The sequence below is a fragment of the Streptomyces sp. NEAU-W12 genome, from assembly GCF_026242095.1.
GTDB lineage: Bacteria > Actinomycetota > Actinomycetes > Streptomycetales > Streptomycetaceae > Streptomyces.
Genome location: NZ_JAPJDM010000006.1, coordinates 196,505 through 214,071 on the forward strand (window position 1 = coordinate 196,505; position 17,567 = coordinate 214,071).

Sequence of the window (17,567 nt, forward strand, 5' to 3'; positions counted from 1 at the left end):
CGGAACAGGAGTCGCCGGGTGACGAGCACCGACACGCACGACGAGACACAGGACTCGGGACCCAGCGGCTACGCGGCGGCCCGGCTGCGCCTCCTCACCGAGGGGGCGCGGTCCGGGCCGCCGCGCCGTGCCGCCCTCGCCCGGCTCACGGACGACTGGCTCACCGCACTGTTCACCGCGGGCACCGAACAACTGTGCGGCGCCTCCCTGGTCGCGGTCGGCGGCTACGGGCGGGGCGAACTGTCCCCGCGCAGCGACCTCGACCTGCTCCTGCTGCACGACGGCAGCGACCCCAAGGCCGTCGCCGCCCTCGCCGACCGGCTCTGGTACCCCGTCTGGGACCTCGGCATCGCCCTCGACCACTCCGTACGCACCCCGGCCGAGGCCCGCCGCACCGCCGGCGAGGACCTCAAGGTCCAGCTGGGCCTCCTGGACGCCCGGCACATCGCCGGAGACCTCGGCCTCACCGCCGCCCTGCGCACCACCCTCCTGGCCGACTGGCGCAACCAGGCACCCAAACGCCTTCCCGAACTCCGGGAACTCTGCGCCGAACGCGCCGAGCGCCACGGAGAGCTGCAGTACCTCCTGGAACCCGACCTCAAGGAGGCCCGCGGCGGGCTGCGCGACGCCACCGTCCTGCGCGCCGTCGCCGCGTCCTGGCTCGCCGACGCCCCGCGCGAAGGCCTCGCCGACGCCCGCCGCCGACTCCTCGACGTACGGGACGCGCTGCACCTGACGACCGGCCGCGCCACCGACCGGCTCGCCCTCCAGGAACAGGACCAGGTCGCCGCCGAACTCGGCCTGCTCGACGCCGACGCCCTGCTGCGCCAGGTGTACGAGGCCGCCCGGGGCATCGCGTACGCCGGCGACGTCACCTGGCGCGAGGTCGGACGGGTACTGCGCTCCCGGGCCGTGCGACCGAGGCTGCGCAAACTGGCGAGGGAGCGGAGCGACTTCCTCAGAAGGGCGGTGGCGGGCGACGGGAGGGCGCTCGGCGGCGGGAAGCAGAACGCCGAGCGCTCGCCGCTCGCCGAGGGCGTCGTCGAGCAGGACGGCGAGGCGGTCCTCGCCCGCGCCGCCCGCCCCGAACGCGACCCCGTGCTCCCCCTGCGCGCCGCGGCCGCCGCAGCACAGGCGGGGCTCCCACTGTCGCTCCACGCCGTCCGGCGCCTCGCCGCCACCGTGCGTCCGCTGCCCACCCCCTGGCCCGCCGAGGCCCGCGAACAGCTGGTGACCCTGCTCGGCTCCGGCCGCCCCACCGTCGACGTCTGGGAGGCGCTGGAGGCGGAAGGCCTGATCACACGGCTGCTGCCGGACTGGGAACGGGTCCGCTGCCGCCCGCAGCGCAACGCCGTGCACCTGTGGACCGTCGACCGGCACCTCATCGAGACGGCGGTCCGCGCCTCCGCCTTCACCCGGCGCGTGCACCGCCCCGACCTGCTCCTGGTCGCCGCGCTGCTGCACGACATCGGCAAGGGCTGGCCCGGCGACCACTCCGTGACCGGCGGGACCATCGCCTCGGACATGGCCGCGCGGATCGGCTTCGACCGCGCCGACGCGGGTGTCCTCGCCACCCTCGTACGCCACCACCTGCTGCTCGTCGAGACGGCCACCCGCCGCGACCTCGACGACCCGGCCACGGTGCGCGTGGTCGCCGACGCGGTCGGCACCCAGGGAACCCTGGAACTGCTGCACGCCCTGACCGAGGCGGACGCGCTGGCCACCGGACCGGCGGCCTGGTCGTCCTGGCGCGCCTCACTCGTCGCCGACCTGGTCCAACGCGTCTCGGCACTCCTGGCCGGGGACCCGCCAAAGGAACCCGAGGCCGCCGTGCCCGCCGCGCCCACCGCCGAGCAGGAACGGCTCGCCCTCGAGGCGATCGCCACCGGCGGCCCGGTGCTGTCCCTGCGCGCCCAGACCGAACCGTCCGCCGGGCCGCCGACGGAGACACCGGCAGAACCGGAGCGGGCGGGCGAGCCGGAACCCCTCGGCGTGGAGCTGCTGATCGCCGTACCCGACCAGGAGGGCGTGCTCCCCGCGGTCGCCGGGGTGCTGGCCCTGCACCGCCTGACCGTCCGCACCGCCGAGCTGCGCACCCTCGCCCTGCCGGAGGGCGTCGAGGGCTCCGTCCTGCTGCTCGACTGGCGGGTCGCCGCCGAGTACGGCTCGCTGCCCGAGGCCGCCCGCCTGCGCGCCGACCTCGTCCGCGCCCTGGACGGCACCCTGAACATCGCCGGCCGCCTCGCCGAACGCGACGCCGCCCACCCGCGCCGCCGGGGCGTGGTCCCGCCCCCGGCCCGGGTGACGGTCGCCCCGGCCGCGTCCCGTCTGGCCACGGTGATCGAGGTCCGGGCGCAGGACGCGCCGGGACTGCTGTTCCGGATCGGGCAGGCGCTGGAGGGGGCGGGGGTGCGGGTGCGCAGCGCGCACGCGAGCACACTGGGCGCGAACGCGGTCGACGCCTTCTACGTGACGCAGGCGCCGGGTGTGCCTTTGCCGGGTGGAGAGGCGGAGGCGCTCGCGGGGAAGTTGCAGGAGATCTTGCGGGCGTGAGCTTTCGGTCATGTCGCGCGTTGACCGGGTGCGCTCCCCGCTGACGCGGGGGTGATCCGGCGACCGGCAAGCGTTCGGAGAGAGTGTCCACCTGCTCCCCGCCGACGCGGGGACCCGCCCCCGCCCACTGACTGCAGCGGGCGGGGGCGATTTGCCTGCCGGGCCGGATACTCTGGAGGGCAGCCCAGCTCCGCCCCCGACTCCGAGGACCGACGCCGCCGTGTTCGATACTCTCTCCGACCGCCTCAGCCTGACCTTCAAGAACCTCCGTGGAAAAGGCCGGCTGAGCGAAGCGGACATCGACGCCACGGCGCGCGACATCCGCATCGCCCTCCTCGAAGCGGACGTGGCCCTGCCGGTCGTCCGGGCGTTCATCAAGAGCGTCAAGGAGAGGGCGCTCGGCGCCGAGGTCTCCAAGGCCCTGAACCCGGCACAGCAGTTCATCAAGATCGTCAACGACGAGCTGGTGGGCATCCTCGGCGGCGAGACCCGCCGGCTGCGGTTCGCCAAGCAGCCGCCGACCGTGATCATGCTCGCCGGTCTGCAGGGTGCCGGTAAGACCACCCTCGCGGGCAAGCTCGGGCACTGGCTCAAGGAGCAGGGCCACTCGCCGCTCCTGGTCGCCTGTGACCTCCAGCGCCCCAACGCCGTCAACCAGCTCAGTGTCGTCGCCGAGCGCGCCGGTGTCGCCGTCTACGCGCCCGAGCCGGGCAACGGCGTCGGTGACCCGGTGAAGGTCGCCAAGGACTCCATCGAATTCGCCAAGTCCAAGGTCCACGACATCGTCGTCGTGGACACCGCCGGCCGCCTGGGCATCGACCAGGAGATGATGCAGCAGGCCGCGGACATCAGGGACGTCGTTCATCCCGACGAGATCCTGTTCGTCGTCGACGCGATGATCGGCCAGGACGCGGTCAACACCGCCGAGGCCTTCCGCGACGGCGTCGGCTTCGACGGCGTGGTGCTCTCCAAGCTCGACGGTGACGCCCGCGGCGGTGCGGCCCTGTCGATCGCCTCGGTGACCGGCAAGCCGATCATGTTCGCGTCGAACGGTGAGAAGCTCGACGAGTTCGACGCCTTCCACCCCGACCGGATGGCCTCCCGCATCCTCGACATGGGTGACCTGCTCACCCTGATCGAGCAGGCGGAGAAGACGTTCAGCCAGGACGAGGCCGAGAAGATGGCCTCCAAGCTGGCGTCGAAGAAGGGCCAGGACTTCACCCTGGACGACTTCCTGGCCCAGATGGAGCAGGTCAGGAAGATGGGCAGCATCTCCAAGCTGCTCGGCATGCTGCCCGGCATGGGGCAGATCAAGGACCAGATCAACAACCTCGACGAGCGGGACGTCGACCGCACGGCCGCGATCATCAAGTCGATGACCCCGGCCGAGCGCCAGGACGCGTCGATCATCAACGGCTCCCGCCGCGCCCGTATCGCCAAGGGCTCCGGCGTCGAGGTCAGCGCCGTGAAGTCCCTTGTGGAGCGGTTCTTCGAGGCCCGCAAGATGATGTCCCGCATGGCCCAGGGCGGCGGCATGCCGGGGATGCCGGGGATGCCGGGCACGGGCGGCGGTCCCGGCCGGACGAAGAAGAAGCAGAAGCAGGCCAAGGGCAAGCAGCGCTCGGGCAATCCGATGAAGCGCAAGCAGCAGGAGGAAGAGGAGGCCCAGCGCCGCGCCGCCGCGGCCGAGGGGGGCAGCGCCTTCGGGCTGCCGCAGCAGGGCGGCAAGGACTTCGAGCTGCCGGACGAGTTCAAGAAGTTCATGGGCTGACGAGCGGTTCGATCCGCTCGGTCGGCCGTGCGGCGGGGGCGCCCCTTGCCCGGGGGCGCCCCCGTCCCGTAAGCGGCGTCGGGTGCGTGGGGCCGTGAGGTCAGGAGGTGCGGGCGATCAGGTACCGGAAGACGTTCGGCATCCACACGGTCCCGTCCTGCCGCTCGTACGGATGCAGCGCCTCGGCGAGTTCCTTGTCCACCTGTACCCGGTCCGTCGCCGCGATCGCGGGGTCGAACAGTCCCGTCGACAGCAGGCCCCGTACGGCACTGTCCATGTCGGCGTATCCGAAGGGGCAGGCCACCCGCCCCGAGCCGTCCGGCCCGAGGCCCGCCCGCCGGGCGACGTCCTCCAGGTCGTCGCGGTGCGCGGGGCGCCAGGAGCCCGTACCGCGCAGCGGCTCCGCCAGCCGGGTGGCCACCCGGAGCACGGACGCCGTGGCGCAACGCTCCGGAGGGCCCCAGCCGGCGAGCACCACGGCCGCTCCGTGACCGGCGAGCGGGACCGCCTCGGCGAGCTGTTCGCCCAGCCCGTCCGCGTCGCCCGCCAGGCATCCGATCGGTTCGAAGGCGGTCACCACGGTGTACGCGGGGCCGCCGCCGCCCGCCGTGTCCGTGCCGGCCGTGTCCCCGGGCGAGCCGTCCACGATCCGGGCGTCCGCGTGCCCCCGCGCGTCCCGCCCGGTGGTCAGCAGCCGCTCGCGCGCGAGGGCCAGCCGGTCCGGCGAGGTGTCGACGCCGGTGACCGCGGCACCCCGGGAGGCCGCCATCAGCAGGGCGAGCCCCGAGCCGCAGCCGAGGCCGAGCAGCCGCGTCCCGGAGCCCACGTCCAATCGCCCGTAGACGGCCTCGTAGAGCGGTACGAGCATCCTCTCCTGTATCTCGGACCAGTCACGCGCGCGTGCCCGCCGGTCCACGCGAGGGTCGTGCCCTGTGCGAGGAAGGTGCTGCCGCACGAGCGTAGGTGTCATAGGTGAGCGCCCCAATCAGCCGAGAGTTCCCGCGCCGCCCCATCGCCTCGCCCCCGTGCGGCGCGCTCGTACTACCCCCGTCATGCCAGGAAACTCCGCCCTCGACCCGGCGTCCAGTGGAACGGGGCGGCGGCTTGGGAGTCGCTCGTGCCAGTGGCAAGAATTCACATTCCGGTAATCCGGGGGAGACCGGGTGGTTCCGGCCAAGGTCCGCAAAACGGTGATCGCGGACCAGTTCGGACCAGGTCGGAGCAGGCGGCGGCGAGGGAGGGCGGGCCGGTGTCGGATGCCGGTGGCAAGGGGGGTAACGTCGCGACCGTGGCACCCGTCCGGGGAAGCGGGTCCGGTGCGGGACCGCTCCGCCGCCAGGGCGGCCGAAACGCCCCTTGCGCACGCGCGGGTCGCGGGAGCGCCGGCGCGCGGGCACCGCGTACGCGCCGGGCCGGGGGATCGTGTACGTCAGCCTACGCACCACCTTGAGGTGAGCTGCGAGGCTTCTCCGCAGATCAGCGCACCCGCCCTCGTCGGGACGCATGAGCGCATACTGACGGGTAAGGGCAAATTATTTGGGATGCCCCGGAATCGGAACACAGGGGCACCCAGGCTCGTTGTCATTACGTGAGCACGACACAGACACCACCTGTACTCGCCGCAGAACTGGCGCAGGCGTGGGCCGACATTCAGCGGTACCACCCCGAGCTGCCCGATCTTGCCGCGCCCGAGTCCCTGATCGGGGAGTCGTCGTCCGCGTGCGGTCACGAGCTCTCCTTCGAGCGACTGCTGCACGAGGCAGTCCATGGCGTCGCCGCCGCGCGCGGCGTACGCGACACTTCCCGCGCCGGTCGCTACCACAACCGCAGATTCCTCGCGATCGCAGAGGAACTGGGGCTGGACCACCCCGACGAGCCGCATCCCAGCAGTGGTTTCTCGCTGGTCTCCCTCACGCCGGAGGCGAAGCGCCGCTACCGTCCCACGACCGAGCGCCTCCAGCGGGCCCTGAAGGCGCACACCGCCGCGACCGCGGGCGACACCGCCCGCAGCTTCCGTGGTCCGGCGGCGCGGCACGGCTCGTCCGGCGGTGGTGTGCGCGTCAAGGCCGTCTGCGACTGCGGCCGCAACGTGCGCGTCGTCCCGTCGGTCCTGGCGCAGGCCCCCATCGTCTGCGGCGGCTGCGGCAAGCCGTTCCGGATCCCCGAGGGGGTGGCCGCGGCCGCGGGCTGACAGCAACCCGGCATCTCGTGGGTGCCGGACACACGTCAGACGCGCGGATGCCGTCCGTGCGGGCGCATCCACGGCAGTCGTGCCGGGTGCCGGCGCCCGGCGTGGCGGCACGGCCTCCGTCGCGCCGGGTGCCGGTGAGGCGTGCCCCGGTGCGACGGAGGCCGTGCCCCGCGGTCCCGGGCGCCCCGCGGGTTGTGGCACAATGACTAGCTGTACTCGACAGCCGCACAGGAACCCTCTCTCCTCCGGCTGACGCGTCCATCGGGCACTCGGGTACCGCAACCCCACGCGGCCGTCTCGCCGTGCCCAACCACGTCAAAATCCAGGAGAACCCACTCCCGTGGCAGTCAAGATCAAGCTGAAGCGTCTGGGCAAGATCCGTTCGCCTCACTACCGCATCGTCGTCGCCGACTCCCGTACCCGCCGTGACGGCCGGGCCATCGAGGAGATCGGCAAGTACCACCCGACGTACAACCCGTCGGTGATCGAGGTCGACGGTGAGCGTGTGGCGTACTGGCTCGGTGTCGGCGCCCAGCCGACCGAGCCCGTGCTCGCCATTCTGAAGAAGACCGGCGACTGGCAGAAGTTCAAGGGCGAGCCCGCCCCGGCTCCGCTGCTGCAGCAGGCCGAGAAGTCCGCCCGCCCGTCGTTCGAGGCGCTCGGCGGCGAGGACGAGGGCAAGGGTGAGGCCATTACCCAGAAGAAGAAGGCTGAGAAGAAGGACGAGGCCCCGGCCGAGTCCTCTTCGTCTGCGTCGACCGAGGCCTGAGCATGCTCGAGGACGCTCTCGAGCACCTCGTGAAGGGCATCGTCGACCATCCTGACGATGTGCAGGTCGCCTCGCGCAACCTGCGCCGCGGGCGTGTGCTCGAGGTCCGGGTCCACCCGGACGACCTCGGCAAGGTGATCGGCCGCAACGGTCGCACCGCACGCGCCCTGCGCACCGTCGTGGGCGCCATCGGCGGCCGCGGTGTCCGGGTCGACCTCGTCGACGTGGACCACGTCCGCTGACGCTCAGCGCAACCGGCTCGGGCCGGGGAGGGCCTCAGGGCCGTCCCCGGCCCGTCGTCGTACGACAGGAGAACAAGCACAGTGCAGCTGGTAGTCGCTCGCATCGGCCGTGCCCACGGCATCAAGGGCGAGGTCACCGTCGAAGTCCGCACCGACGAGCCGGAACTGAGGCTCGGGCCCGGTGCCGTCCTGGCCACCGATCCGGCCTCCGCCGGACCGCTCACCATCGAGACCGGGCGGGTGCACAGCGGCCGCCTCCTGCTGCGCTTCGAGGGCGTCCGTGACCGCACCGGCGCCGAGGCGCTGCGCAACACCCTCCTCATCGCCGAGGTCGACCCGGAGGAGCGGCCCGAGGACGAGGACGAGTACTACGACCACCAGTTGATCGACCTCGACGTCGTCACCCTGGACGGGCAGCCGGTGGGCCGGATCACCGAGATCTCCCATCTGCCGACGCAGGACCTCTTCGTGGTGGAGCGGCCCGACGGCAGCGAGGTGCTCGTGCCGTTCGTGGAGCAGATCGTCACCGAGATCGACATCGAGGAGCAGCGCGCGGTCATCGACCCGCCGCCGGGCCTCATCGACGACCGGGCCGAGATCGCCTCCTCGCGGGACGAGACCACTGCCTCGCGGGACGAGGCGTGATGCGGCTCGACGTCGTCACCATCTTCCCCGAGTACCTCGAACCGCTGAACGTCTCCCTCGTCGGCAAGGCACGCGCACGGGGACAGCTGGACGTCCAGGTGCACGACCTCCGCTCCTGGACCCGTGACCGGCACAACACCGTCGACGACACCCCGTACGGCGGCGGCCCCGGAATGGTCATGAAGACCGAGCCGTGGGGCGAGGCGCTCGACGAGATCCTGGCGGACGGCTACGAGGCCGGCGCGCACGCGCCCGCCCTGGTCGTCCCCACCCCCAGCGGCCGCCCCTTCACCCAGGAACTCGCCGTCCGCCTCTCCGAGCGCCCCTGGCTGATCTTCGCACCGGCCCGCTACGAGGGAATCGACCGGCGCGTCGTCGACGAGTACGCGACCCGCACACCGGTGTACGAGGTGTCCATCGGCGACTACGTCCTGGCCGGCGGCGAGGCGGCCGTCCTCGTCGTCACCGAGGCCGTGGCCAGGCTGCTGCCCGGTGTCCTGGGCAACGCCGAGTCCCACCGGGACGACTCCTTCGCCCCGGGCGCCATGGCCAACCTCCTGGAAGGCCCCGTCCACACCAAGCCGCCGGTCTGGCGCGGCAGGGGGATCCCCGACGTGCTGCTCAGCGGCCACCACGGGAAGATCGCCCGCTGGCGGCGCGACGAGGCCCTGAGCCGCACCACGGCCAACCGGCCCGACCTCATCGAGCGCTGCGAGCCCGGGGCCTTCGACAAGAAGGACCGCGAGATGCTCTCCGTCCTGGGCTGGGAGCCGGACCCGGCAGGGGAGCCGTACGGCAGATTTTGGCGCAGGACCGGCGGCGTGGAACAATAGGCCGCTGTTGTGCGTCGTCCGGCGTGCGCCCCTGCCGCAGGGGGACATGACGCCCGCTTCGAACCGCACACCCCGATCCCCACTCCTATCGCCGTTGATGACCTGCGGCATCAGCGAAGAAAGCAGACGAAATGTCCCACCTGCTCGACTCCGTCGACTCCGCGTCGCTGCGCGACGACGTCCCGGGCTTCCGCCCCGGTGACACCGTCAACGTCCACGTGCGCGTCATCGAGGGCAGCCGTTCCCGTGTGCAGCAGTTCAAGGGCGTCGTGATCCGCCGCCAGGGTGCCGGCGTGCGCGAGACCTTCACGGTCCGCAAGGTCTCCTTCTCCGTCGGCGTCGAGCGCACCTTCCCGGTGCACACCCCGATCGTCGAGAAGATCGAGCTCGTCACCAGGGGCGACGTCCGTCGCGCCAAGCTGTACTACCTGCGTGAGCTGCGCGGCAAGGCCGCGAAGATCAAGGAGAAGCGCGAGAACTGAGCGCTTTTCCGAGGTGGGCGCGGGGCCGGATAACATCTGGCCTCGATGGACACCGAAGCACAGCCGACGGAGCGCGACCGCTCCTCCCACCCGGCCGGCCCCGAGGACACCTCGGGGGCCCCGGGCCCGGAGGGGCGGTCGCGTTCCTCGTGTGCGGGGCACCTCGCGGGACGGCTTCCCGGGGGACGGATCACCGCGGCCCTGCTCCTCGTGCTGCTGCTCCTGCCGGCGCTCAGCATCTTCGTGGCCCGCCCGTTCCAGATTCCCAGCGGATCGATGGAGCCCTCGTTGAGGGCCGGAGACCGCGTTCTCGTACTCAAGTTGGCATACCGTTTCGGTGCCGGACCGCAGCGCGGGGACGTGGTCGTGTTCGACGGCACCGGATATTTCGGGGATGCCGACTACATCAAGCGCGTTGCCGGGGTGGGCGGGGACCGCGTGGTCTGCTGCGACAGGGAGGGGAGGATCCGGGTGAACGGCCGGTCGGTCGACGAGTCGGGATTCCTGTTCCCCGGCGAGAGCGCCTCCACGGTCCCCTTCGACGTCGTCGTCCCCGAGGAGCGCCTGTTCGTCCTCGGTGATCACCGCGGAGCCTCCAGCGACTCCCGTGACCGTCTCGGTTCGCCCGGCGGCGGCATGATTCCGGTGAGCAGGGTGATCGGCCGCGCCGACTGGATCGTCCAGCCCTTCGGCCGTGCCACCCGGCTGCACCGCCCCGACGCCTACGCGCGCGTGCCGGCCCCGGATCCGGCGGCGCAGGCGGACGCGGCCCGCCCGGGGGAGGGGATCCATGGGTAACCGCGGCAAACCCCGCGGCGTCCCGGCGAGCGCCGCGGACAACCTGCTGCCCACCGGCGCGCGCCGCGCGGTGAGCGCGGCGAGCGGCCGCAGCCGGGCCGACCGGCGCAAGCTCCAGCGGAAGGTCAAGCGGCGCCGCCGGCAGGGCGCGGTCAAGGAGATACCGCTGCTCATCGGAGTCGCCCTCCTGATAGCGCTGGTGCTGAAGACGTTCCTCGTCCAGGCCTTCGTCATCCCGTCCGGTTCCATGGAGCAGACCATCCAGGTCGGCGACCGCGTCCTGGTGGACAAGCTGACCCCGTGGTTCGGCTCCGAGCCGCAGCGCGGGGACGTCGTCGTCTTCAAGGACCCCGGCGGCTGGCTGCAGGACGAGCAGCCCACCCCCCAGAAGGAGGACCCGGTCGGCATCAAGCAGGTCAAGACCGGGCTCACCTTCATCGGCCTGCTGCCCTCGGAGAACGAGAAGGACCTGATCAAGCGGGTCGTGGGGGTCGGCGGTGACCAGGTCCGGTGCTGCGACACGCAGGGGCGGGTCACCGTCAACGGCGTGCCCCTGGAGGAGAGCGACTACCTCTTCCCCGGGAACGCCCCGTCCACCACGCCGTTCGACGTCACCGTGCCCCAGGGGCGCCTGTGGGTGATGGGCGACCACCGGTCCAACTCCGCCGACTCCCGCGCCCACCAGGACACCGACTACGGCGGTACCGTCTCCGAGGAACAGGTGGTGGGGCGGGCCGTGGTCATCGCCTGGCCGTTCGGTCACTGGAACACGCTGGACGAACCGACGACCTACGCTTCCGTGTCGGACTCGACGACCGGGTCGACCGCCGCCGCCCAGCTGTCGCATAGGGTTGCCCCGGATGATTCGGACGGAATGATCCAGCTCCCGAGCCCTGCGGAACTCCCGCTCGTTATGGGAGTGGTGGGCCTGCGCCGCGCATGGGGCAGGCGGCGGCACAGAGTGAGGAGCTGGCGTGGGGGATGTGGCGGTTGGCGCACGGTCCGGAGCCGACGGCGAGGAGCACCGCGGGCGTCCCGCGGAACCCCGCGTCCCGGCCGAGGACGGCGCCGTGACCTCCGGGAGTGACTCCCCGGCGGCAGGAGAGGGAAGAGTGGCGGACGACGGGCCGGAGCGCGGTGGCCGAGGGCCGGACGAGCCGCCCCGCGAACAGAAGAAGCCACGCTCCTTCTGGAAGGAGCTGCCCATCCTGGTCGGTATCGCCCTGGTTCTGGCGCTGCTGATCAAGACGTTCCTGCTGCAGGCGTTCTCCATTCCGTCGGACTCGATGCAGAACACCCTCCAGCAGGGTGACCGCGTCCTGGTCGACAAGCTCACCCCCTGGTTCGGCTCCGAGCCCGAGCGCGGCGAGGTCGTGGTCTTCCACGACCCCGACAACTGGCTGGCGGGCGAGCCGACGCCCGAACCCAACGTGTTGCAGACGTTCCTCAGCTGGATCGGCCTGATGCCGTCCGCCGAGGAGAAGGACCTGATCAAGCGGGTCGTCGGGGTCGGCGGTGACGTCGTCGAGTGCAAGGGCACCGGCCCGCTCACGGTCAACGGTGTCGCCTTGAACGAGGCGGACTACGTCTATCCGGGCAACACCCCGTGCAGCCAGGACGACCAGGGCGGCCAGTTCAAGGTCGAGGTTCCCGACGGCAAGATCTGGGTCATGGGCGACCACCGGCAGAACTCCCGGGACTCGCGCTACAACCGGGCCGACAAGAACGACGGCATGGTTCCGGTGAGTGAGGTCGTCGGCCGTGCCGTCGTCGTCGCCTGGCCGGTCGGCCGCTGGGACATGCTCGAGGTTCCGGACACCTTCGACCAGTCCGAGCTGGGCACGCAGGCATCGGCGTCCGCGGCGCTGACGGTGGCACCCCAGGGGGCCGCACTCGTGGGCGTGGTCCCACTGGTGCTGTGGCGGCGCGGGTGGGACCGCCGCCGCGGGGACGGGCCCAGGGCCTGAGCGCTGCGGGAGGCCGCCGCGGCGGCCTCCCGCAGGACAGGAGGGGCTGACCCGGTCCGGTACTGCCGGGTAGGGTGCCGCCCATGACTGGGCAGAGCACGACACGTACGGCTTCTCGCGGTGGCGGCGGTGCGGGCCGGGGCCCGGCGGGAAGCCGGACCGGGCGGCGACTGTCCTCACTGGCCGTGGCGCTGGGTCTGGCGCTGTTCCTCGGCGGGTTCGTCTGGGGAGCGCTGGTGTACCTGCCGTACACCGTGCCCACCCCCTCGATGGCGCCGACGATCGGTGCCGGGGACCGGGTGCTGGCCCAGCGCGTCGACGGCGGCGACGTCCGCCGCGGTGACGTCGTGGTCTTCGAGGACGAGAACTGGGCGGACGTACCGGTCGTCAAGCGGGTGGTCGCCGTCGGCGGGGACACCGTCTCCACCGGGCAGGACGGCAGGCTGAGGGTCAACGGTACGGAGATCGACGAGCCGTATCTCTCCGCGGACGAGGCGGCGGGGCTCAACGCCTTCCCGGAGGTGACCGTGCCGAAGGGCCGCCTGTTCCTGCTCGGTGACGAGCGCAGCGGCTCCCTGGACTCGGCCTCCCATCTCACCGACACCGCGAACGGCACCGTCTCCCGCGAGGCGGTCGAGGCCCGGATCGACGCGGTGGTCTGGCCGATGGACGGCATGCTGCAGGTTCCGACCGGCTTCGAGGAACTCGGCGGACTCTCCTCACCGGGGCCGCTGCCGACGGTCGTCGCCCTGGTCACCGGCGGTGCCGTGCTCATCCTCGGCGGGGCCGCGTACGGCCCGCTCGCCGCGCGGGCCGGCGCCTCCCAGGCCCGCCGGGCGGACGCGGGAGCGGGGGCGAACGGTGTCCGCTGAGACGGCCCACTCCGCCGGGGACTCCCACGAGGGCGGGAGCGGGGGCGGGCTGCGCAAGGTCGCCCGCGTCGTCCTGCTCGACCCGGAGGACCGCATCCTGCTGCTGCACGGTCATGAGCCGGACGACCCCGCCGACGACTGGTGGTTCACGCCCGGCGGCGGTGTGGAGGGCGACGAGAGCCGTGAACAGGCGGCGCTGCGGGAACTCGCGGAGGAGACCGGCATCACGGAGGTGGAGCTCGGGCCCGTGCTGTGGCGGCGGACGTGCTCCTTCCCGTTCGCGGGCCGCCGTTGGGACCAGGACGAGTGGTACTACCTCGCTCGCACCACCGGGAGGGTCACCGGGGCCACGGCGCTGACCGAGCTCGAGCGGCGCAGCGTCACCGGAGCACGCTGGTGGACGTGCCCGGAACTGGCTCGGGCCCGTGAGACGGTGTACCCGACGGGACTCGCCGAGCTGCTGCGCGTCCTGCTCGACGAGGGTCCCCCGGCCGGGCCCGTCACCCTGGGCACCGGGACCGTCTAGGACACGACCTGGACGCGGGCCCCGGGGGCCGTCCGGCGGGTCGGGCCGGTTCGGGGACGGGGCCCCCGGGACTGGCGCACAATGGTGGGATCGCACAGGTGAAGGGGAACATGCCATGAGCGCCGAGGACCTCGAGAAGTACGAGACCGAGATGGAGCTGAAGCTCTACCGGGAGTACCGCGACGTCGTCGGTCTGTTCAAATACGTGATCGAGACCGAGCGCCGCTTCTATCTGACCAACGACTACGAGATGCAGGTGCACTCGGTCCAGGGCGAGGTGTTCTTCGAGGTGTCCATGGCGGATGCCTGGGTGTGGGACATGTACCGGCCGGCCAGGTTCGTGAAGCAGGTACGTGTCCTGACGTTCAAGGACGTGAACATCGAGGAGCTCAACAAGAGCGACCTGGAGCTCCCGGGCGGGTGACGGGGTTCTCCACAACCGCCGGGTTGTCCACCAAGATCCACTTCGGACGGCCGGCCGGGTGACGGTGGGCGCCGGAGGTGGTGCCCACATGAACCCACGACAGCAGGCACGCAGCGCACTCGGCAGGTACGGCGAGACGCTGGCCGCGCGACGGCTGGCGCAGGCCGGAATGACGGTCCTGGAGCGGAACTGGCGCTGCGGCAGGACCGGCGAGATCGACATCGTGGCCAGGGACGGCGACGCTCTCGTCGTCTGCGAGGTCAAGACCCGCAGGGCCGGGTCCTTCCAGCACCCCATGGAGGCGGTCACCCCCGCCAAGGCGGCCCGCCTGCGAGGCCTGGCACAACGCTGGCTCCAGGAACACGGGGGAGCACCGCCCGGCGGCGTCCGCATCGACCTGGTCGGCGTCCTGCTGCCGAAGCGCGGCGCGCCCCGGGTGGAGCATGTCCGGGGGGTGGCCTGAGATGGGGTTCGCCCGTACGTGCTCGGTGGCGCTGGTCGGCGTCGAGGGCGTGGTCGTGGAGGTCCAGGCCGACCTGGAACCGGGAGTGTCGGCGTTCACGCTGGTGGGGCTGCCGGACAAGAGCCTGACGGAGAGCCGCGACCGGGTCAGGGCCGCGGTCGTCAACTCCGGGGCGGAATGGCCCCAGAAGAAACTCACCGTGGGGCTCAGCCCGGCGTCGGTGCCGAAGGCGGGCAGCGGCTTCGACCTGGCCGTCGCCAGCGCCGTCCTGGGCGCCGCGGAGCGGATCGACCCGCGGGTGCTCGCCGACCTCGTGATGATCGGCGAGCTGGGCCTGGACGGCAGGGTGCGGCCCGTGCGGGGCACGCTGCCCGCGGTCGTCGCGGCGGCCGACGCCGGATACGAACAGGTCGTGGTGCCCGAGTGCGCCGCCGCCGAGGCCTCGCTGGTGCCGGGCGTGTCCGTACTGGGGGTCCGCAGCCTGCGCCAGCTGATCGCCCTGCTCACCGACGAGCCGGTGCCCGAGGAGGGCCCCGGCGGCCAGGGGCGGCCCGACCCGCTCCTGGCCGGACTGCGGGTACCCGGCGCCGGCGCGGCCACCGGCATGCACAGCGCCGGCGCGGCACACTACGACACCGGCCACGACCTCGCGGACGTCGTCGGCCAGCTCCCGGCCCGGACCGGGGTGGAGGTGGCGGCGGCCGGTGGCCACCACCTGTTCCTCGAGGGGCCGCCCGGCGCGGGCAAGACCATGCTCGCGGAACGGCTGCCCTCGCTCCTGCCGCCACTCGACCGGCAGGCGTCCCTGGAGGTCACCGCCGTGCACTCGGTGGCCGGCCTGCTGCCTCCGGACAGGCCCCTGATCGACACCGCCCCCTACTGCGCCCCGCACCACTCGGCCACCATGCAGGCGCTCGTCGGCGGCGGCCCCGGCATCGCCCGTCCCGGAGCCGTGTCGCTCGCCCATCGCGGCGTGCTCTTCCTGGACGAAACGCCAGAATTCGGCAGCCACGCCCTGGACGCCCTGCGCCAGCCCCTGGAGGCCGGACATGTCGTCATCGCGCGCAGCTCGGGCGTCGTGCGCTTCCCGGCGAGGTTCCTCATGGTGCTCGCCGCCAACCCCTGCCCCTGCGGCCGCTTCTCGCCGAAGGACAGCCTGTGCGAGTGCCCGCCCTCGTCGGTCCGCCGTTACCAGGCCCGGTTGTCCGGCCCGCTGCTCGACCGGGTCGACCTGCGGGTCGAGGCCGAGCGCGTCACCCGCGCCGAACTGACCGTCGACGGAGCCCGCGGCGAGTCCACCGCCACGGTCGCCGACCGGGTGCGCGCGGCCCGGGAACGCGCCGCGAGACGGCTCGCGGGCACTCCGTGGCGCACCAACAGCGACATCCCCGGACGGGACCTGCGCAACCGCTGGCACGCGGCCCCGGGCGCGATGGAGGACGCCGAGCGGTGCCTGGAGCGCGGCGTGCTCAGCGCGCGCGGACTCGACCGGGTGCTGCGGGTCGCGTGGACCGTCGCCGACCTGGTCGGCCGCGACCGGCCCGACGCCAGGGACGTCGCCCTCGCCCTGCACCTGCGTACCGGTGTCCCGCGCGGGGTGCCCATGGCGATCGGGGCGCTGACATGAGCGGTGCCGCCGGGTCCGCCGCCGGGTCCGCGGACGGTGAACTCCTCGCCCGGGTCTTTCTCACACGGGTCCTCGAACCCGGCGACGAGACCGGTGGGCGATGGGTGCGGGAGCTGGGCGCGCGGGAAGTGGCGGAGCGGCTGCGAACGAGGAACGAGCCGTTGCCGGGGGCGAGCGGCCGGCGCTGGGCAGGGATGCTGGCGCGGGCCGAGCAGGCCGCCCCGGGCCGGGATCTCGCCGTCGCGCGGAACGCCGGGGTGCGGTTCGTGTGCCCGGGGACGGCCGAATGGCCCCGGCAGCTCGACGACCTGGGGGACGGCCGGCCCCTCGGGCTGTGGGTGCGCGGTCCCGCCGACCTGCGGATGTGGGCGCTGCGCTCGGTCGCCGTCGTCGGTGCCCGGGCCTGCACCGAGTACGGCGCCCACATGGCCGCCACCCTCGCCGCCGAGCTCGTCGAGCGCGGCTGGGTCGTGGTCTCCGGCGGTGCCTACGGGGTCGACGGCGCCGCACACCGCGGCGCGCTCGGCTCGGGCGGCGCCACCGTCGCCGTCCTCGCCTGCGGCGTCGACCGGCCCTACCCGCGCGGACACACCGGGCTGATCAGCAGGATCGCGGAACAGGGACTGGTCGTCGGCGAGCTGCCGCCCGGCGATCACCCGACTCCGAACAGGTTCATCCTCCGCAACCGGGTCATCGCCGCGCTCACCCGGGGCACCGTGGTCGTCGAGGCCGCGCACCGCAGCGGTTCCCTGGTGACCGCCAGGGCGGCCGGGCGCCTGGGACGTCACACGATGGGGGTACCGGGGCCGGCCACCAGCGGACGCTCGGCCGGGGTGCACGAACTGCTGCGGCGGGGCGCGGTACTGGTCACCGATGCCGCGGAGATCGTCGAACTGGTCGGGGACATGGGTGAACTGGCCCCGGAACGGCGCGGTCCGGTACTGCCCCGGGACCTGCTGGACCCCGCCGCCCACCAGGTCCTCGACGCGTTGCCCGCGCGCGGGGCGGCCCCGGCCGACGGGATCGCGCGCGACGCGCGGACCACCCGGGACGACGCGATCGCGAGACTGTACGAACTGCGCGCACTCGGGTACGTCGAACGACACGGCGACGGCTGGAAGTTGACACGCCAGGCGGTGATTCCGGTCGACGAGGGTTCCGGGGCCCTCTGACGGAGGGTGTTCGGCCGTCCGGGGGAACGGCTACACCCCTTGGAAAATACGTCAGTTGGGACACCCGGGTGATCACTTAGAGCGACGAGGTTCACCCGACGGGTGGCGTGCGGGACACGCCCGCACCCGCCCCGACCTCACTTCTTCGCACACCGCGACCCCGCAGTCACGCTACGCTCACAAGCGTCCCCGCACGGAACGACGGCATGGAAGGAAGCCCGGCAGGCGACGA

18 protein-coding genes are annotated in these 17,567 nt (G+C 72.6%); 17 read left to right on the plus strand and 1 reads right to left on the minus strand.

Features of this window, described 5'->3' with window-relative positions:
- The first annotated feature begins 18 nt into the window (after positions 1-18).
- Both ORI94_RS09870 and ffh read left to right on the plus strand, forming a co-directional pair.
- Entirely contained in the window at positions 19-2,553 is a 2,535-nt protein-coding gene (locus ORI94_RS09870; protein ID WP_266074047.1) for a [protein-PII] uridylyltransferase, read from the plus strand.
- A gap of 220 nt (positions 2,554-2,773) precedes the next feature.
- On the plus strand, positions 2,774-4,324 hold the full coding sequence (gene ffh, locus ORI94_RS09875; RefSeq protein ID WP_266074049.1) for a signal recognition particle protein: 1,551 nt from the start codon (positions 2,774-2,776) through the stop codon (positions 4,322-4,324).
- A gap of 100 nt (positions 4,325-4,424) precedes the next feature.
- Here ffh and ORI94_RS09880 read toward each other — a convergent pair whose 3' ends face one another.
- Positions 4,425-5,294: a methyltransferase domain-containing protein gene (locus tag ORI94_RS09880; RefSeq protein WP_266074050.1), complete on the minus strand. Its 870-nt coding sequence runs from the start codon at positions 5,292-5,294 to the stop codon at positions 4,425-4,427.
- Between the two features lie 618 nt (positions 5,295-5,912).
- Between ORI94_RS09880 and ORI94_RS09885 the strand changes: the two genes are divergently transcribed.
- The 15 genes from ORI94_RS09885 to dprA all read left to right on the plus strand — a co-directional run bounded on the left by ORI94_RS09885 (position 5,913) and on the right by dprA (position 17,335).
- On the plus strand, positions 5,913-6,515 hold the full coding sequence (locus tag ORI94_RS09885; protein WP_266074051.1) for a hypothetical protein: 603 nt from the start codon (positions 5,913-5,915) through the stop codon (positions 6,513-6,515).
- A gap of 340 nt (positions 6,516-6,855) precedes the next feature.
- Positions 6,856-7,284, plus strand: coding sequence for a 30S ribosomal protein S16 (gene rpsP, locus ORI94_RS09890; RefSeq protein WP_266074053.1), 429 nt, complete (start codon positions 6,856-6,858; stop codon positions 7,282-7,284).
- Positions 7,285-7,286: 2 nt separating this feature from the next.
- Positions 7,287-7,526 carry an RNA-binding protein gene (locus tag ORI94_RS09895; RefSeq protein WP_266074054.1) on the plus strand — a complete coding sequence of 80 codons (240 nt, stop codon included), beginning with the start codon at positions 7,287-7,289 and terminating at the stop codon, positions 7,524-7,526.
- Between the two features lie 81 nt (positions 7,527-7,607).
- Positions 7,608-8,171 (plus strand): ribosome maturation factor RimM, encoded by a 564-nt coding sequence (gene rimM / locus ORI94_RS09900; protein ID WP_266074056.1) that lies wholly within the window; start codon positions 7,608-7,610, stop codon positions 8,169-8,171.
- Positions 8,171-9,004, plus strand: coding sequence for a tRNA (guanosine(37)-N1)-methyltransferase TrmD (gene trmD / locus ORI94_RS09905; RefSeq protein WP_266074148.1), 834 nt, complete (start codon positions 8,171-8,173; stop codon positions 9,002-9,004). Before rimM ends, trmD begins: the two co-directional genes overlap by 1 nt.
- Positions 9,005-9,135: 131 nt before the next feature.
- The gene (rplS, locus tag ORI94_RS09910) at positions 9,136-9,486 is read left to right on the plus strand and encodes a 50S ribosomal protein L19 (protein ID WP_042168098.1); all 351 of its coding nucleotides are present in this window, start codon (positions 9,136-9,138) and stop codon (positions 9,484-9,486) included.
- Positions 9,487-9,531: 45 nt separating this feature from the next.
- Positions 9,532-10,284, plus strand: a complete 753-nt coding sequence (gene lepB, locus ORI94_RS09915) for a signal peptidase I (protein WP_266074057.1) — start codon at positions 9,532-9,534, stop codon at positions 10,282-10,284.
- A complete protein-coding gene (gene lepB, locus ORI94_RS09920; protein ID WP_266074059.1) occupies positions 10,277-11,371 on the plus strand; it encodes a signal peptidase I in 1,095 nt (364 codons plus the stop codon). The genes lepB (ORI94_RS09915) and lepB (ORI94_RS09920) overlap by 8 nt, the downstream gene beginning before the upstream one ends.
- Positions 11,259-12,251 (plus strand): signal peptidase I, encoded by a 993-nt coding sequence (gene lepB, locus ORI94_RS09925; protein WP_266074061.1) that lies wholly within the window; start codon positions 11,259-11,261, stop codon positions 12,249-12,251. Before lepB (ORI94_RS09920) ends, lepB (ORI94_RS09925) begins: the two co-directional genes overlap by 113 nt.
- 83 nt (positions 12,252-12,334) lie before the next feature.
- Positions 12,335-13,123, plus strand: a complete 789-nt coding sequence (gene lepB / locus ORI94_RS09930; RefSeq protein WP_266074062.1) for a signal peptidase I — start codon at positions 12,335-12,337, stop codon at positions 13,121-13,123.
- The gene (locus tag ORI94_RS09935) at positions 13,113-13,649 is read left to right on the plus strand and encodes an NUDIX hydrolase (protein ID WP_266074063.1); all 537 of its coding nucleotides are present in this window, start codon (positions 13,113-13,115) and stop codon (positions 13,647-13,649) included. The genes lepB (ORI94_RS09930) and ORI94_RS09935 overlap by 11 nt, the downstream gene beginning before the upstream one ends.
- Positions 13,650-13,764: 115 nt before the next feature.
- Positions 13,765-14,073, plus strand: a complete 309-nt coding sequence (locus tag ORI94_RS09940) for a DUF2469 domain-containing protein (protein WP_003965949.1) — start codon at positions 13,765-13,767, stop codon at positions 14,071-14,073.
- 58 nt (positions 14,074-14,131) lie between these two features.
- Positions 14,132-14,536, plus strand: coding sequence for a YraN family protein (locus tag ORI94_RS09945; protein ID WP_266074067.1), 405 nt, complete (start codon positions 14,132-14,134; stop codon positions 14,534-14,536).
- Position 14,537: 1 nt separating this feature from the next.
- Positions 14,538-16,163: a YifB family Mg chelatase-like AAA ATPase gene (locus tag ORI94_RS09950; protein ID WP_266074068.1), complete on the plus strand. Its 1,626-nt coding sequence runs from the start codon at positions 14,538-14,540 to the stop codon at positions 16,161-16,163.
- Positions 16,160-17,335 (plus strand): DNA-processing protein DprA, encoded by a 1,176-nt coding sequence (gene dprA, locus ORI94_RS09955; protein ID WP_266074069.1) that lies wholly within the window; start codon positions 16,160-16,162, stop codon positions 17,333-17,335. Before ORI94_RS09950 ends, dprA begins: the two co-directional genes overlap by 4 nt.
- Positions 17,336-17,567 lie beyond the last annotated feature (232 nt).

Coding starts and splice junctions, on each gene's coding strand:
- ORI94_RS09880 (WP_266074050.1), bottom strand. CDS start 5,294: ATGACACCTACGCTCGTGCGGCAGCACCTTCCTCGCACAGGGCACGAC.
- ORI94_RS09895 (WP_266074054.1), top strand. CDS start 7,287: ATGCTCGAGGACGCTCTCGAGCACCTCGTGAAGGGCATCGTCGACCAT.
- trmD (WP_266074148.1), top strand. CDS start 8,171: ATGCGGCTCGACGTCGTCACCATCTTCCCCGAGTACCTCGAACCGCTG.
- rplS (WP_042168098.1), top strand. CDS start 9,136: ATGTCCCACCTGCTCGACTCCGTCGACTCCGCGTCGCTGCGCGACGAC.
- lepB (WP_266074057.1), top strand. CDS start 9,532: ATGGACACCGAAGCACAGCCGACGGAGCGCGACCGCTCCTCCCACCCG.
- lepB (WP_266074059.1), top strand. CDS start 10,277: ATGGGTAACCGCGGCAAACCCCGCGGCGTCCCGGCGAGCGCCGCGGAC.
- lepB (WP_266074062.1), top strand. CDS start 12,335: ATGACTGGGCAGAGCACGACACGTACGGCTTCTCGCGGTGGCGGCGGT.
- ORI94_RS09940 (WP_003965949.1), top strand. CDS start 13,765: ATGAGCGCCGAGGACCTCGAGAAGTACGAGACCGAGATGGAGCTGAAG.
- ORI94_RS09950 (WP_266074068.1), top strand. CDS start 14,538: ATGGGGTTCGCCCGTACGTGCTCGGTGGCGCTGGTCGGCGTCGAGGGC.
- dprA (WP_266074069.1), top strand. CDS start 16,160: ATGAGCGGTGCCGCCGGGTCCGCCGCCGGGTCCGCGGACGGTGAACTC.